This is a genomic window from Streptomyces sp. RLB3-17 (genome assembly GCF_007113425.2).
GTDB lineage: Bacteria > Actinomycetota > Actinomycetes > Streptomycetales > Streptomycetaceae > Streptomyces > Streptomyces mirabilis_D.
In genome coordinates, this window is the sequence record NZ_CP041610.2 from 1,557,235 (window position 1) to 1,572,020 (window position 14,786).

General features: G+C 69.6%; 14 protein-coding genes, 1 tRNA gene and 3 pseudogenes. 7 read left to right on the forward strand and 11 right to left on the reverse strand.

Annotated elements, in window-relative coordinates; translation table 11 throughout:
• The first annotated feature begins 51 nt into the window (after positions 1 to 51).
• Entirely contained in the window at positions 52 to 378 is a 327-nt protein-coding gene (locus FNV62_RS07485; RefSeq protein ID WP_181360853.1) for an alpha/beta fold hydrolase, read from the forward strand.
• A gap of 100 nt (positions 379 to 478) precedes the next feature.
• Here FNV62_RS07485 and FNV62_RS07490 read toward each other — a convergent pair whose 3' ends face one another.
• Both FNV62_RS07490 and FNV62_RS07495 read right to left on the reverse strand, forming a co-directional pair.
• The gene (locus tag FNV62_RS07490; RefSeq protein ID WP_164331631.1) at positions 479 to 880 is read right to left on the reverse strand and encodes a hypothetical protein; all 402 of its coding nucleotides are present in this window, start codon (positions 878 to 880) and stop codon (positions 479 to 481) included.
• 672 nt (positions 881 to 1,552) lie between these two features.
• Positions 1,553 to 1,626 (reverse strand) — tRNA-Met (locus FNV62_RS07495).
• Between the two features lie 466 nt (positions 1,627 to 2,092).
• On the opposite strand from FNV62_RS07495, the gene FNV62_RS07500 reads away from it, so the two are divergent.
• From FNV62_RS07500 to FNV62_RS07510, 3 genes are all read left to right on the forward strand, one after another.
• Positions 2,093 to 4,927, forward strand: a complete 2,835-nt coding sequence (locus tag FNV62_RS07500) for a DEAD/DEAH box helicase (protein ID WP_143605237.1) — start codon at positions 2,093 to 2,095, stop codon at positions 4,925 to 4,927.
• Positions 4,924 to 6,156 (forward strand): SWIM zinc finger family protein, encoded by a 1,233-nt coding sequence (locus FNV62_RS57030; RefSeq protein WP_144314878.1) that lies wholly within the window; start codon positions 4,924 to 4,926, stop codon positions 6,154 to 6,156. The genes FNV62_RS07500 and FNV62_RS57030 overlap by 4 nt, the downstream gene beginning before the upstream one ends.
• A gap of 268 nt (positions 6,157 to 6,424) precedes the next feature.
• Positions 6,425 to 6,919, forward strand: a complete 495-nt coding sequence (locus FNV62_RS07510) for a transposase (RefSeq protein WP_143600418.1) — start codon at positions 6,425 to 6,427, stop codon at positions 6,917 to 6,919.
• 413 nt (positions 6,920 to 7,332) lie between these two features.
• Here the strand turns inward: FNV62_RS07510 and FNV62_RS07515 are convergent, their stop codons facing one another.
• The 7 genes and pseudogenes from FNV62_RS07515 to FNV62_RS07535 all read right to left on the reverse strand — a co-directional run bounded on the left by FNV62_RS07515 (position 7,333) and on the right by FNV62_RS07535 (position 11,199).
• Positions 7,333 to 7,869 (reverse strand): ATP-binding protein, encoded by a 537-nt coding sequence (locus tag FNV62_RS07515; RefSeq protein WP_309171924.1) that lies wholly within the window; start codon positions 7,867 to 7,869, stop codon positions 7,333 to 7,335.
• A 6-nt stretch (positions 7,870 to 7,875) separates the two neighbouring features.
• Positions 7,876 to 8,085, reverse strand: a complete 210-nt coding sequence (locus FNV62_RS57520; protein WP_275901436.1) for an ATP-binding protein — start codon at positions 8,083 to 8,085, stop codon at positions 7,876 to 7,878.
• Positions 8,082 to 8,573: a hypothetical protein gene (locus FNV62_RS57955; RefSeq protein WP_375336858.1), complete on the reverse strand. Its 492-nt coding sequence runs from the start codon at positions 8,571 to 8,573 to the stop codon at positions 8,082 to 8,084. The genes FNV62_RS57520 and FNV62_RS57955 overlap by 4 nt, the downstream gene beginning before the upstream one ends.
• A gap of 24 nt (positions 8,574 to 8,597) precedes the next feature.
• Positions 8,598 to 8,696 (reverse strand): annotated as a pseudogene (locus FNV62_RS57960) (Mu transposase domain-containing protein); the annotation flags it as partial.
• Positions 8,697 to 9,437: 741 nt separating this feature from the next.
• Positions 9,438 to 9,872, reverse strand: coding sequence for a class I SAM-dependent methyltransferase (locus FNV62_RS07525; RefSeq protein ID WP_240361209.1), 435 nt, complete (start codon positions 9,870 to 9,872; stop codon positions 9,438 to 9,440).
• Between the two features lie 31 nt (positions 9,873 to 9,903).
• Positions 9,904 to 10,725: pseudogene (locus FNV62_RS07530) on the reverse strand (SAM-dependent methyltransferase); the annotation flags it as partial.
• A 261-nt stretch (positions 10,726 to 10,986) separates the two neighbouring features.
• A complete protein-coding gene (locus FNV62_RS07535) occupies positions 10,987 to 11,199 on the reverse strand; it encodes a cold-shock protein (RefSeq protein ID WP_144314880.1) in 213 nt (70 codons plus the stop codon).
• Between the two features lie 66 nt (positions 11,200 to 11,265).
• Here FNV62_RS07535 and FNV62_RS07540 point away from each other — a divergent pair, with 66 nt between their 5' ends.
• Positions 11,266 to 11,433: a hypothetical protein gene (locus tag FNV62_RS07540; protein ID WP_164657621.1), complete on the forward strand. Its 168-nt coding sequence runs from the start codon at positions 11,266 to 11,268 to the stop codon at positions 11,431 to 11,433.
• 11 nt (positions 11,434 to 11,444) lie between these two features.
• Positions 11,445 to 11,690, forward strand: a pseudogene (locus FNV62_RS07545) (IS630 family transposase); the annotation flags it as partial.
• Positions 11,691 to 11,722: 32 nt separating this feature from the next.
• Here FNV62_RS07545 and FNV62_RS07550 read toward each other — a convergent pair.
• Positions 11,723 to 12,484, reverse strand: a complete 762-nt coding sequence (locus FNV62_RS07550; RefSeq protein ID WP_144314882.1) for a class I SAM-dependent methyltransferase — start codon at positions 12,482 to 12,484, stop codon at positions 11,723 to 11,725.
• Between the two features lie 267 nt (positions 12,485 to 12,751).
• Positions 12,752 to 13,948 carry a hypothetical protein gene (locus tag FNV62_RS07555; protein ID WP_144314884.1) on the reverse strand — a complete coding sequence of 399 codons (1,197 nt, stop codon included), beginning with the start codon at positions 13,946 to 13,948 and terminating at the stop codon, positions 12,752 to 12,754.
• Between FNV62_RS07555 and FNV62_RS07560 the strand changes: the two genes are divergently transcribed.
• Positions 13,901 to 14,662, forward strand: a complete 762-nt coding sequence (locus FNV62_RS07560) for a DeoR/GlpR family DNA-binding transcription regulator (protein ID WP_144314886.1) — start codon at positions 13,901 to 13,903, stop codon at positions 14,660 to 14,662. The two genes, FNV62_RS07555 and FNV62_RS07560, sit on opposite strands and share 48 nt — an antisense overlap.
• Positions 14,663 to 14,786: the final 124 nt, after the last annotated feature.

Here is a 14,786-nt window from a genome sequence, read left to right on the forward strand (position 1 = left end):
ATCGCAGGCCGTGTCGGCCTCGGCGGCGCGCTGCTCACCACGCCCGACGCCATGGACGGCGACCGGGCCCTCGATCCCGAGCGTCGCCACGCGAACTGGGAGCAGACGGTCGCCGCACGGATCGCCCTGCAGATCGGCGGGTACCGGCCCGGCCGCCATGCCTCCCGGATCCGGTGCCCCCTGCTGGTCGTCGTCTGCGACCAGGACCAGAGCGCGCTTCCCGGCCCCGCCGTCCAGGCCGCCCGGAACGCGCTTCGGTCCGAAGTGGTTCACCTGACGGGCCGTCGCTATGCCCCGTTCCTCGAGTCGCACGAACAGGCCGTCGCGGCGGAGATCTCCTTCCTGGAGAAGCATCTGGATTCCCGCGATCCCAGGTGAGGCAGAATCACCCGCTCGATCGACCTGACCAACGGCTGGAACGACAAGTCCGCTGCCGGGACGGCAGCCGGTACTCGGAGTGACCGCCGAGGCCGTGCTGCTACGCCCCGTTCGGGAGTCGGCCTCGCGCTCTGCCCAGCAGCACCCTGTACGAGCGGGCCTGCTTCCCCAACTTGGCGGGCACCGCAATCGCCCCGGTCAGCCCTCCTGGGCGGGTGAAACCCGCCCGTGCATCCTGAACGAGCGCTACCGCTTTGAGGAATTCCGGGGCTGCCTCGGTCATGTGCCCGGGCAGTCCGCCCACGGTCCCGGGCAGCTCCGCCTCCGTGTCCCCGGCCGGCCGCAGCAGCGGGAGGCTCTCGTGGCGTACCGCCTGGCCGAGCGGGAGGCTCACTCCCACCGCCCGCATCTGGCCTCCGCGGTGCGGCAGGCCGAGGATGAGGCACTGCGTCGCGGGACCACGGCCACTCACCCCGAGGACCGCGGCCTCGCTGGTGTGCATCTGCCGCCAGTTCCCGGTTCCACTTCGACCCCCCAATCCGTTCCGGATTCGTCTCCGCGAAGCGTCGCCAGTGCTCGTAGTCGTCCAGATCCTTCTGCGTCGCTTCCGTCCACCCCCGGCCGCGATTCCACAGGGAGGTCAAAAAACAACGCGCTATCGGTCGCGTAATTTCGCCGCGTCTCCACGGTGTAAGCGCGGAAGACGTTCGACTGTCCGTAACGACTCAGGAGCGGATCCACCGGTGGTCCGGCGACAGGAAGATGGGGTCGCCAGCTCGCACCCCTACCGCTTGCTCCCGAGCCGGCAGGTCCTCCCACTGCCCAAGCAGCGACCTCCGTACTCCATCCCGCACCGCGTCACGCGGCACCCAGAAAACCCGCCAACTCATCGCGCCAGCACCCCTCTTGATCGGCTTCAGCACGCCGATTCAACAAAGAAGTAAGCAATTCCGAGTGATCATGAGCACTGTCCGAGCAAATCCGGGTAACCATGAGCACTGACTCAGCGACCGCCCTGGCTCGCGGGGCCAGATCACCGAGGTGTCAGAACGTGCGGGTTCGTGCCCAGGATGTTGACGTCTTCTTCGTCCCGGAGCCCTGTCGCCTAAGGACCAGGTTCGAGCGGGACCAGACACAGTGAAGGCCCGGTATCCACCGGGCCTTCACGTTTGAGTAGCGGGGACAGGATTTGAACCTGCGACCTCTGGGTTATGAGCCCAGCGAGCTACCGAGCTGCTCCACCCCGCGTCGGTAGGGTGAACTGTACGGTACCGGCCCGGCCCGGCCGAATCGGCTTTCGCCTGCCAGCAGGGCCAGGGCGTGAAGCCGCCCTCTCCGAGCAACACGGTGACGCCCCCCTTGCGCAGGACGTCGACGTGCCCGGCGACGGCCGAATGCGGCCCGGGCGTCGTTGAAGTGGGGAAGGACGACGATCGGCAGGCCCATACCGATGCCCTCGTTGATCAGGCCGAGCGCCAGGGTGTTGGAGACGGGGCGGCCCACTTGGCGAGCGTGTCCCCATCCGCCCGACCTCTACGGGCCCGCGGCCGGTAAAATCTCCTCCCCATCCGTGACGGTATGGCCCGAACTTGCCGGTGGGTGACAGTGCGTGGTGAAGTCCGTTGGTGGGCGTGTGCGGTGAGGACCGCCCCGGATGGCGATGGAGCGGAAGAGCGTGGCACGGATCGTCGTACGAGAACCGGGCACGGGCACGATGAGCGCACCGCCGCTGGCCGCCCCCGAGGCTGCCACTTGGGCACGGGGGCTGCTCGACGGGGGCTGGGCGGCGGTGTTCCTGCCCGGGGAGCCGGCCCGTCTCGGGCGTGTGCTGCTCTGGCAGCCTGCTGGGGCGGTCGCCGAGGACAATGGCATGCGTCCGAGTGTGGAGACCGACTCGGTGGAACTGGTGCTGCCGCACGGCCGCTCGGTCAGACGGCGCAGGGTGGAGGGTTACGCGCTGCCCGTCGCTGTCGCCGTGTCTGCCCTGGAGGGGGCGCGGCCGCCGCATCCGTCCGCCATCGCCTGGCAGGCCGCCGCCCGGTTCGCGCTGCGGCTGCTCGCCGACGGCCGCCTCTACCCGGCCCTCACCCCCGCCGGTTACGACACCTGGCAGGCGGGCCCCTTCACCGCCGCCCAGCGGCAGACGCTGGACTCCCTGGCCGCCGCGTTCCCGCCGCACGCCCACTGCCTGCCGGAACCGGGTCCGCCACCGCTGCGGATCGCCGAACCGGCGGCTCTGGTACGCCAGTTCTGCGACGCGGTCGCCGACGACCTGGTCCGTACCCCGGCCGCGTCACTCGCCGTGGGAGCACTGCCGTACGCCTGGCGTGAGGTGCGTGCCGTGCCCGCCCTGCGCGAGTGGTCCGAAGAGACCACCGCTGCGCTCACCGCCGAGGTCGGTGTCTCGCTGCGCGTCGACCTGCCCGAGGGGCGGCGCCGGCAGTTCAGGGCCGTCCTGCAGTTGCACACCGCGGCGGATCCGGCGCTCCTCGTCCAGGCGGCACGGCTGTGGAGCGAGCCGGCCGAGGTCGAGCGGCTGCTCGGTCCGCGTGCCGAGACCGAGACGCTGCTCGCGCTGCGCCGCGGTGCCCGTGTCTGGCCCCCGCTGCAGCGGCTGCTGAAAGACGCCGCCCCCGACGAACTCCGGCTGACCGACGACGAAGCCTTCGACCTGCTGGGCGACGCTACCGACGCGCTGCGCGCGACCGGTATCGACGTGCACTGGCCGCGCGAGCTGGTCAAGGCACTCACCGCGACCGGGGAGATCGGGCAGCGCACCGCCCCCGGCTCCAGCGCCGGCGGTCTTCTCGACGCCGACGCCCTCCTCGACTTCCGTTGGCAGGTCTCGCTCGGCGGCGAGCCGCTCACCGACGCCGAGATGGACGCCCTCGCCGAGGCCCGCCGCCCCCTCGTCCGGCTGCGTGACCAGTGGGTGGTCGACGACCCGAAACTGGTGGCCCGCGCCAGGCGCCGCCGGATGCAACCGCTCACCCCCATGGAGGCGCTGAGCGCCGCGCTGACCGGCGAGGTGGAAAGGGAGGGCGAGGCGATCCCCTGCGCGGCGGTCGGCCAGTTCGGCGACCTCGTCGCTCGTATCCGCGATCCCGAATCCCGTACCCCCGCCGAGCAGCCGGCCGCGCTCAAGGCCACGTTGCGCGACTACCAGAAGCGGGGCCTTGCCTGGCTGGCCGAGATGTGCGAGCTCGGCCTCGGCGGCTGCCTCGCCGACGACATGGGCCTGGGCAAGACCATCACCCTCCTCGCCCTGCATCTGCACCGCCAGACCGACCCCGCCACCGCGGGCCCCACCCTTGTCGTGTGCCCCGCCTCCCTGCTCGGCAACTGGCAGCGCGAGGCGGCCAGGTTCGCGCCGTCCACGCCCGTGCGCCGCTACCACGGCGGCAGCCGCCACCTCGACGACCTGGCCGGCGATGAAATCGTCCTGGTCACCTACGGGGTGCTGCGCCGCGACCGCGAAGCCCTCGCCGAGACGGCTTGGTCGCTTCTCGCCGCCGACGAGGCCCAGCACGTCAAGAACCCCTACGCCGTCACCGCCCGCGAGCTGCGCGCCCTGCCCGCCCTCGCCCGCGTCGCCCTCACCGGCACCCCGGTGGAGAACAACCTCTCCGAACTGTGGGCGCTGCTCGACTGGACCACCCCCGGACTCCTCGGCCCGCTCTCCACCTTCCGCGACCGGCACGCCCGCCCGGTCGAGACGGGCGAGGACCCCGAGGCCGCCGAGCGCCTGTCCCGTCTCGTCCGTCCCTTCCTGCTGCGCCGCAGGAAGTCCGACCCGGGGATCGCGCCCGAACTGCCGGCCAAGACCGAGACCGACCGCGTCGTGTCGCTGACGGCCGAGCAGACCAGCCTGTACGAGGCGGTGGTCCGCGAGACCATGGCGAAGATCGAGGGGTCCGAGGGCATCGCCCGGCGCGGCCTGGTGCTGAAGCTGCTCACCGCTCTGAAGCAGATCTGCAACCACCCGGCCCAGTACCTGCGCCAGTCCACGCCGCTGCGTGGCCGCAGCGGCAAACTGGACCTGCTCGACGAGCTGATCGACACGATCACCGCCGAGGGCGAGTCGGTCCTGGTCTTCACCCAGTACACAAAGATGGCGGCCCTCCTGGAGAAACACCTCGCGGAACGCGGCATCCCCACCCTCCTCCTGCACGGCGGCACCCCCGTCGCGCAACGCGAGGACATGGTGGACCGCTTCCAGCACGGTGAAGTACCGGTATTCCTGCTGTCACTGAAAGCGGCAGGCACCGGCCTCAACCTCACCCGCGCCACCCACGTCGTGCACTACGACCGCTGGTGGAACCCTGCCGTCGAGGACCAGGCCACCGACCGCGCCTACCGCATCGGCCAGGACAAACCCGTCCAGGTCCACAAGCTCCTCGCAGAGGGCACCGTGGAGGACAAGGTGGCCAAGCTGCTGGAATCCAAGCGCGCGCTCGCCGACGCCGTCGTCGGCTCCGGCGAGGCCGCCCTGACCGAACTGTCCGACGCCGACCTCGCCGAACTCGTCGCCTTGGGGAGGCAGTCATGAGTCCCTCGCTGCCCGGCCAGCGCCGTGCGCCCGCCCGTGGCAGGCACGCCTTCGCCGCAACCTGGTGGGGCCAGGCGTGGGTGACCGCCCTGGAGGACTCCACCCTCGACGCCGGGCGTCTGTCCCGCGGACGCACCTACGCCCGCAAGGGCATGGTCGGCCCGACCACCGTCGCCCCCGGCCATATCAAGGCCTCTGTCCAGGGCAGCCAGCCGCGCCCCTACCGGTCCTCGGTCCACCTGCCCGTCCTCACCGACGCCCAGTGGGACACACTGCTGGATGCCGTCGCGGCCCGTGCCGGGCATCTCGCCGCGCTCCTCGACGGCGAGATGCCCGCCCAACTCGTCGACGCCGCCCGCCAGGCAGGCGTCCCCCTGCTGCCGCAGCCCACCGAACTCGACCCGGACTGCTCCTGCCCCGACTGGGGATACCCCTGCAAGCACGCCGCCGCGCTCTGCTACGCCATCGCCGCCACCATCGACACCGACCCGTTCGTGCTCTTCGCGCTGCGCGGTCGCAGCCGCGAGGAGGTCCTCGCCCAACTGCGCGCACGCCGCACCGCGAGCCCGGCGACGGACACCCCGCCGGCTCCGGCCGGGATCCCCGCCGCCAGCGCCTACGCCGCCTGGGCCGAACACACACCCGGGCTGCCCGACCTCCCCGCACCATCCCCCCACGCCGCTGCACTACCGGTCCCCCCACCGTCCGGCAGCGGCCTGTCCCTCACGGACCTGGAACGGCTCATGGCCGACGCAGCGGCACGCACAACGCAGCTGTTGTCCGGCGACACCACTTGCCTGCACCTGACCCAGCACCAGGACGCCGTACGGATCGCCGCGAGCAGCCCCGGACCCGAGTGGTTCCATAACCTGATCCAGAACACCGGCACCAAACCGACCGCGTTCGCCCGCCTCGTCCGCGCCTGGCGCCACGGCGGTCCCACCGGCCTCACCGTCGCCGAGCAGCCCCACACCCCCGACCCAGCGGTGATGGCAGCCGCCCGCACCGCCCTGACCATGACCCTCGCCGAGATGGCCACCGCCCCTGTCCCCCTCAGGGCCTGGCGCAACCGCCTCACCCTCCCCGGCCAGGGCATCCAGCTGCGTCTGGGCCCCGACGCCTGCTGGTACCCCTACCTCCAGGACGACGACGGCGCATGGTGGCCCGCGCCACCAGCCGACACCGACCCCGTCGCAGCGCTCACACCGTCTGGCAACAGCGGTCACTGACCTGAACAACACCCGGCCAACGCCGCAAATCCCCAGGCGAAGCATCCGGACCAGGCAGCCAGGAGGCACAAGATCACGACAGTCAAGCCTTGTCGGGTCTTCGAGCTTGAGCGGGGTCTGGCGTCGATCGGCCTACCCTGCCGTCGCTGATGGTGAGTGTGGGGCGAATTGGGCCCTGGATGCAGGAAGCCCGTGATCGCGGGTGATCATGGCTACTCTCCACGCAGCTTGATCACTTGGACGCACGGGCTTGGACCACAATACGACGTTGCTGCTCGACCTAGACGGCCTGGCCGTCACGAAGGTCGAGCTGCTCGCGAACGGCACCCGGCGGGTGCACCTGATGACCACGGACGTGACCGCGCGGGCCCGCCCCGGCTGCGGGGTATTCGCCTTCCCCCGCTTCCTCGCCCTGCTCCACCCCCGCCTGGAAGGCCCGTTCACCGTCGTCTGGGACAACTACTTCAGCCACATCAGCAAGCATGTGAAGCAGTACGCACAGCAGCAGGACTGGCTCACGATCATCCAGCTGCCCTCCTACGCACCGGAGTTGAACCCTGTCGAACTACTCTGGGCCCACACCAAGGAGAAGATCGCGGACCGGGCCTTCCGTTCGATAGTCGAGCTCCATCGTGCGGCGAGGAGCGCCCTGTGTGGACGATCGCGTATTTCCCCAGGGGCAAGTTCACGTAATTCCCCAGGGCCTGGCGTTGAGCCGGGGTACTGCTATCCCCGAGCAGCTTCCCCGAGCATGCTCTCCTGAGGCGGAGACTGGGCCTCGACGATGAGTACTGTCATGCCAATGTCGGTCCAGGTCTCGTGCTCCTCACCTGCGGCCCAACAGGCAGCTTGTCCCCTCGTCAGGGCCTCAGGTTCACCGTCTGTGCCGCTGGCCCACCCCTGGCCCTCTGTAACGATGAGGACCTGTGGCACTGGCGCGACATGCCGCCCGAGGCGTCCGCCTGGCGCCAGGTGCATGATGTTCACGGCGGCAGAACCGCTTCCGCCGTGAACACGGACGCGTCGGACACCTTGGCTGCCGTAGGCCGTCGTCTGTGAGCCGGCAATCGTGTCGATGTCGAGGATCTTCATGCAGGCATTCTGAGGGAGCCTGTCGCACCTCGGAACGGCGGCCTGCGTGAGACGAGTGTGAGCCCTGCTGATCAGGGACTTAGCCTATTTGTCGGTAGTGTTCCTGGGCCGCCTGTTCGGGCGGTAGCTGGGGCCATTCATGATCACCTGGTGGCTGGTGTTGATGAGCCGGTCCAGGAGGGACTCGGCGACGACGGGGTTGGGGAAGAGGGGATACCAGTCGCTGGGTGCCCTGTTGCTGGTGATGATCAGCGAGCGTCCCTGCCGCTCGGAGACGAGTTCGTAGAGGTCGTCGGCCTGGGCCGCGGACAGCTGTCGCATGGCGAAGTCGTCGAGGATGAGGACGTCGGGGCGGACGAGTTCGCGGATCCGTTTCCCCCAGGTGCGGTCCGCGTGGCCGCCGGCCAGGTCGGCGAGGATGCGGCTGGTCTTGGCGAAGCGGACGTGGGCGCCCTGGCGGACTGCGAGGTGGCCGAGGGCCTGGGAGATGTGGGTCTTGCCGACGCCGACGGGGCCGAAGAGGATGACCGACTCGCCGGCGTGGAGCCAGCGCAGGGCGCCGAGGTCACGGATCTGTGCCGCGGGCAGTTTCGATGAGGCGGTGAAGTCGAACTCTTCCAGGGTGACCTACTGCTCGAACTTGGCTCGCTGCAGGCGCCGTTGGAAAGCGACGGTCTCGCGGCGGGTGATCTCGTCCTGGCAGAGGACCTGGAGGAAGTCGAGGTGGCCGAGTTCACCGCCGTGGGTCTGGGCGAGGCGGGCGTCGAGGGTTTCCAGCATGCCGGACAGTCGCAGGGCCTTGAGCGACTCCCGCAGGGCGGCGTCCATCACGGTCATCGGGCTTCCACCTCGGCTTCGTCGTGGACCTGGTCATCATGGTCGTCGTCCGTCGTGTCGGGGGTCGCGACGGTGGCGAAGAGCCGGGCGGGGCCGTGGAGGAAGGCCGCGGCCCCGGCGTCTCCGCTGGTCTCGGGCTCGGGGTCGGTCTCGGTGCCGGCGACGAGGATGCCCTTGATGGTGCGGTAGGATGGGTCGCCGACCGCGATGGCCCTCGCGCAGGCGGCCTCCAGCCGTGTCCCGCCGTACTTCTTCCGCAGCCCGAGGACCCCCTGGGCAGCGTGGAGCCGATAGAGGACGTTGACCTCCAGCAACTGGTCGACGACCTCGCGGCAGGCGTCACCGACCTCGGACGCCTGGCTGCGGCACCAGACCGGCGTCCGCATCTGGAAGGCGATCTTCTCCGGCGGATAGTCGCTCCTGTCCGTGCGTTTCCCCTGTTCAAGGGAGGTCTTGACGAGCTGGCCTTCGTGGAAGACCTGGACCATCGTGGCGGTCGAGCGGACGTCGACGCGGCGACCGATCAGCTTCCACGGCACCGAGTAGAGGGTGCGGCCGACCCTGATGTGGATGTCCGGGCCGACCGTGGCAGTCGACCAGCGGGCCAGCACGGACGAACATGTGCCGTGAGCAGGGCAGCACCATCACGAACGCCCAGACGCGGTGCCTCTTGCCTGTGCGGGGGTTGGTCCACTGGCCCAGGAAGCCATAGTCGATCTGGGCCTCCTCGCCCGGCTCGACTTCGTCGCGCAGGACGGTGACCTGCGAGCGGCTCACCTCGTCGGGCAGCGTGGCGTGCACCCAGCGACGGAACGAGGAGATCGACACCTTCAGTTTGTGCTCGTCCCGCAGCCGCTGGTGGATCGTGGAGACCGTCACGGTCCCCAGCAAGTCCTTGATGTAGTCGCGATGTTGGTCGATGTCGGACCAGGTGACCTGCCGCAGTCTCCTGTCGACGAGGCCGGGGAACCACCCTTCGATCAGCCCGGCCCAGTCGGCGTCGGTCATCGGCGGGCCGCCCGGGGTGATCCCGGACGCCTCCGCCGGCGCCAGGTACTTCCTGACTGTCTTGCGGTCTACCCCCAGCGACGCGGCCAGCGCGCTCTTCGAGCGGCCCGCGTACCAGTGGACGTAGATCTCGGTGATGTCGACCACGACGAACGTTCTCCTTGCCATCCGGGCTGCCCATCGGCCTGCCGAACCACGGGGCGAGGAAAACGGACAGCTCCGCGACGACCAGGTCCCTCGATCCCGGACTCCGCGCTACCCATGGTCAATAAGGAGGAACCGTCGTAGAGAATCACATGAATCTCAAACCGCCCCAGATGGTGAAAACCGCCATCGATGCCGGATCAGCGGGCGGGCTTCTCCCAGGTCAGCGAGTACCTGCGCAGCACATGCCGGCGATAGCGCACGCCGGGCAGCAGCCGCCGGGCAGCAGCCCGCACCTGCCCATAGCTCATCTGCGGGTCGGCGACCGGCATGCCCTGCGGGCCACGCGCGCGACGCAGCACCTTCGTGATCCGCACGATCGGGGCAGCCGCGATCAACGCCGCCCACTCCGTCACGCTCGCCTCGCAGGCCAGACCGACCACCACCAGCGTGCCGCCAGGCCGCAGCAGCTCACGCATGCGAACGAGGGCCGTCTCGAAGTCCATGTGATGGATCGTGGTCACCGAGCAGACGAAGTCGTACTCCGCACGGGGAAGTTCCACGGCGAGGAAGTCTCCCTCGACGAAGGTGAGTTGCGGCTGGCCGGCAGCGGACTCCCGTGCGCAGGCGATCATGTCCGGCGACTTGTCGATCCCGGTGACGTGCTTTCCGGGCCAGTCCGGCGGCGATGAGGTGTTCCCACACCGTGAGCTCTCGTCTTTCGCCGCTGTTCCACGAGTTGTCGCTCTCGTCGGGACGCCACAGGGACGCGGGGACGATCCCGGGGTCGAGGATCTCCAGGCCGTCCAGCAGGGAGGCGATCTCCGCGTCGGTGCGCCACCGGCCGCGGCCGAACGTCTGCTGGAGGACCGTCTCGGCCTCCGCGGTCTCCGGGTTGTTGCCGGAGCGGAAGTGGCTGATGAAGAAGTAGCTTCCGGAGGGGACGTGGTCTCGCCAGTAGCGGACGATGCCGGCGGGGTCCTCGTCATCGTTGACGTGGTGGAGGATGGCGCTGAGGATGACGGCGACGGGACGAGTGAAATCGATGATCTCCAGGGTGTCGGGGTGAGTGCGGATGCCTTCGGGGTTGCGCACATCGACCGCGACGACGCGGGTCCGGTCGTTGTTCTCCAGCAGTGCGCGGCCGTGGACCAGCACTTGGGGGTCGATGTCGACGTAGACGACCCGGGACTCGGGGGCGTGCCGTTGCGCGACCTGGTGGACGTTGTCCGCGGTCGGCAGGCCACTGCCCAGGTCGATGAACTGCCGAATGCCGGTGGTCTTCGCGATCTCCCTGACCGCCCGGGTCAGGGCCGCGCGGTTGGCGAAGGCGATGGCCACCGAACCGGGCAGGTCGCGCTTGAACACGTCGCCGATCTCACGGTCCACGGCGTAGTTGTCCTTGCCGCCGAGCAGGTAGTCGTAGACGCGGGCGATGCTGGGCCTGGCCGGGTCGATGGAGGAGCCTTCGTACGTCATGGCAACCATTCTTTCCCGCAACGTCGCCTGCGGACCCTCGTTTTGGGATCCTCCGGCCGGTTGGGGGCGGCGCGAGGGCATGGATGCCTGGGCTCGCTGTCAAACGCCTCGATTGGATGACAGGGCGACTGGCGTCACTGTCCAAGGACAGTATCCCGTCTCGCTCAATCCTGAGCGCGTCTCACCGAAGCTTGACCACCGCCGCAAGCATGCGTCCCCTTGTGTATCGGTGCCGGGCCGGTAGCGGTCCGACTGTTCCGTGGTGGGAGCTCAGGGCTCTGCGATGACCTCGTCCGCCTGCATACCCTTCTGGCCCTGCACCGCAATGAAAGTCACCTTCTGGCCTTCCTTCAGGCTCTTGAAGCCGTTGCCCTGGATCGCCCTGAAGTGCACGAATAGGTCAGGTCCGCTTTCGGGGGTGATGAAACCGAACCCCTTCTCTTCGTTGAACCACTTCACGGTGCCGGACTGGCGCTGCGACATGTCCACTCCCTCGAATCACGTGTTCCGATCGGACGTGCAGGACGCCCGACGGGCTGATCATCCCCGTTGGGGGGACGAAGATCCGGCAAGGCGGCGGCTCCCGGCGAGGCGGCCGCTCCCGGCGCCCGGCCCTGGCACGACGTCCTGGCCAACACACCCGACCTCGGCTCCTGGAACACCCGCACCCGCTACCTCGAACTCGGCTGCCACGAAGGGAGCGGCCCCCGCGGCTGACCGGCCGCCTGCCGACGAACGCGTCGTGGGCGAACCCGATCGAGGCGCACTTCGGGCCGCTGCGGCAGTTCACCCTCGCCAACTCCCACCACCCCAACCACACCGCCCAGACACGCGAGTTGCACCGCTACCTGCGCTGGCGCACCCACAACGGCTGGCATCCCGACGTCCTGGCCGCACAGCGGTGTGAACGCGCCCGCGTCCCCAGCGAGAAAGGCACCCGATTCGGCGGCCGCCCCACCGCCGGAGCGGCCTGACTGCCCTTCCCGATCCCAGGACACCATCCAGGTCACGGACGAGTGGCCACCAGCAGATCAACCACGTAGGTCTCTTCCACCACCTCGTCGGGGAAGAACTCGCGCAGCCGCCTGCGCTCCCCGGAGAGAAAGGCACGCCTGTCGTCCTCGGCAAGCACAAGGAACGCCGAACGGCTGCTGATATTGGCAAGGTGCATGTCAAGGGAGACCGCGCGGCTCCATCGCACCTGGCGGCGCGCGACCCGGAGCCCCGACAGGCCCGCGAGTCGGACGGCGTCGCCGTCGTCGGGACGCACCCGAGAAGTCGGCTTCACTCCGCAGTGGTGCGCGATCCGCTGGTGCTGCTCTCGGATCCAGGGCACGTCGAAGGCGGTGGTGTTCCACCAGATCGCGAGCGCACCGCCCGGAAGCAGGACCCGCAGTGCCTCCGGGACCGAGCGGATGGTGTCGGTCCACTGCCAGGACTGCGCGTAGGTGACGAGGTCGTGGGAGGCATCCGCGAGGGGGAGGGCGTTGCCGTCACCTCTGATGATCGGCACATCCGGGAGCACGGTGTGGAACTTGGCGGCCATGGCGTCGCCCGGCTCAACGGCGATCACGTCAGCCCCGCGCTCACGCAGCAGAGCGGTGGCAATTCCGGTGCCCGCGCCGATATCGGCGACGCGGGCACTCGCCGGGGGACGGCTCGTGAGCTGTTCGATGCAGTCGAAGAGCGCGGAAGGATACGAAGGCCGGCTGGCCGCGTACTGGTCAGCCGCCGCGTTGAACGAATCGGCGCGTGAGCAGGTGGTCATCCCCGCATCATCCCCCTCCCCCGCTGACTGCCCGCCCCGGTGATCGTTTCCGGTCACAGCACGCGCAACGCTGAGGTCCCGGCCGACCCTCAGCGCTAGCCCGGTCCCGTACCGTTCTGCGGGGCCGGGCTACTTGCTGCGCGGACGCCGTCCAAAGACCGCTTGGCGCAGCGTCGGGTACTGCTGGCGCAGGTCCGTGCGGCAGCCGACGGCTGTGGTGGTCGGCTCCAAACACGAATCCGGCATAGTCCGGGCTGACAGCTGCGGTCACAGGATGAGGAGAGCGGCCGCCCAGAGGGCGTAGAGCACCGCCAACAACGGGCCGAGCGGGAGGCCGTGGGCGCGCGCCGGGCTCTCCTCGGTGGGGCGGAGCTCGGGGTGGGCGTGCATGGCGGAGATCTCCTCTGCGGCTCTCAGGTACGACGGGCGCAGGCCAAGGCGGCGTTCCATCCAGGGCCAGCCCAGGGACGGTGCCCAGGTCTTCCCGTCGGCGCGGTGTATCTCGAGAACGCCGCCGCTGGTGTAGACGGCCGTGCGCAGCTCTTCCCAGGCCAGATACCGGACCTTGTACGCTCCGGCCAGCCACAGCCCTGAACGGTCTGCGGTGATATGCCAGTTGAGGAAGGTCGCCAGCGATCCCGGCACAAACGCCAGTCCGAGCATGGGCAGGACATGCCACCCCAGCGTGCCCGCCTTCACCTCGTCCAGGATGAACTTGATTACCGCCGCAGCGATTACTGCGCCGAGCAGCGCCGCGCACCGGGTGAACACGCTCGGCCCCCAGCGCATCGGACGGGCGACCGGCTGCATCGACGCCGCGATCCGGCCCACCAGCACTGGATCCTGCTCAACGGCATCCACCACAGGCCATTCGAGTTCGGGCCTCTGATCGCCCGTCGGCAACCGCACCGGACCGGCCGTGAGCAGGACCACCGGGACCCCGCCCTGGGCGGCGGCGACGATCAGCAACTCGCCTGCGTCGTACGGCGGACCGTACAGCACTGCCTCCCGCAGCCGGGTGTCGACCCTGGGCCGATCCTCGTCCTCGTCATCAGGGGGGCCGAACTCACCGGCCTCGTCATCGATGGCCGGGTAGGCCAGGCAGCGCAGCAGCGGCGTACGGCCGGTGGTGTCGTCGGCGGCGTAGATCCAGGTGTCACCGTTGTGGTCCAGACGTTGCAGTACCCGCAGCAAGGGAACGGGCGCCCGGCGCAGCACGGCGGCCCGGCGGCGGGCCAGGACACCCGCGGCGAGGAAGGTCAGCCCCGGCAGCCCGGCAGCCAGGGTGAGCAGTTGCCAGCCGAAGGCGTCGTACGGCTCGGCGGCCAGTCGGATCCAGTTACCGTCCGACAGGAGCGTCACGACGCTGCCGGTGTCGTAGTCCTCGGGGAAGAAGGCGTCGGCGAGGTGAGTGCGATGAACGCCGAAGAGCGTCAGAGCCGGATTCTCGCGCTCGCCCGTCACCAGGGACGGGTCGAGGTCACCACCACGGCTGTCGACCTGGCTGTCGCACCTGAGACCGTCCGCCGCGATCTCGGCGTGCTGGAACGCAGGGGGCTGCTCCGCCGCACCTACGGCGGCGCGTACCCCGTCGAGGGCGCGGGCTTCGAAACGGGCCTCCCCGAACGGGAGACTCTGCACGTCAAGGACAAGCGCCGTATCGCCGCGGAGGCGGTCAAGCTCCTCGGTGACGCGGAGACCGTGTTCGTGGACGAGGGCTACACCCCGCAGCTCGTCGCCGCGCTCCTTCCGGGCGAGCGGCCCCTGACCGTGGTCACCGCGTCGCTGTCCACCGCAGCCGCGATCGTGGACTCCCCGCAGCTCAACGTGTTGCTCCTGGGAGGCCGGGTCCGGGCCCGGACGCTGGCCACGGTGGGCTCATGGGCCTGCGGCATGCTCGAGGGATTCGTGATCGACCTGGCCTTCCTCGGGTCGAACGGCATCTCCCGGGAGCTCGGTCTGACCACCCCCGATCCGGTGGTGGCGGACGTCAAAGCCAAGGCGCTGGCCGTGTCGCGCCGACGTGTGTTCATGGGGCACCACAGCAAGTTCGGCGCGAGCAGCTTCTGCCGCTTCGCCGGGGTGGACGACTTCGAGGCGATCGTCACCGATACCGGGCTCTCCAGCGCCGAAGCGCACCGCTACTCACTGATGGGACCCCGCGTCCACCGGGTCTGACCGCTCAGCCCACACCCCCTACCCGCACGGGACGGATCCGCCGGAGCCGCCCCGACGGCACCCCCTACCCGCACGGCCGAGACCGCTTCTGCCCGATCCCACATCCTCCTCCACCTCTCCCCCG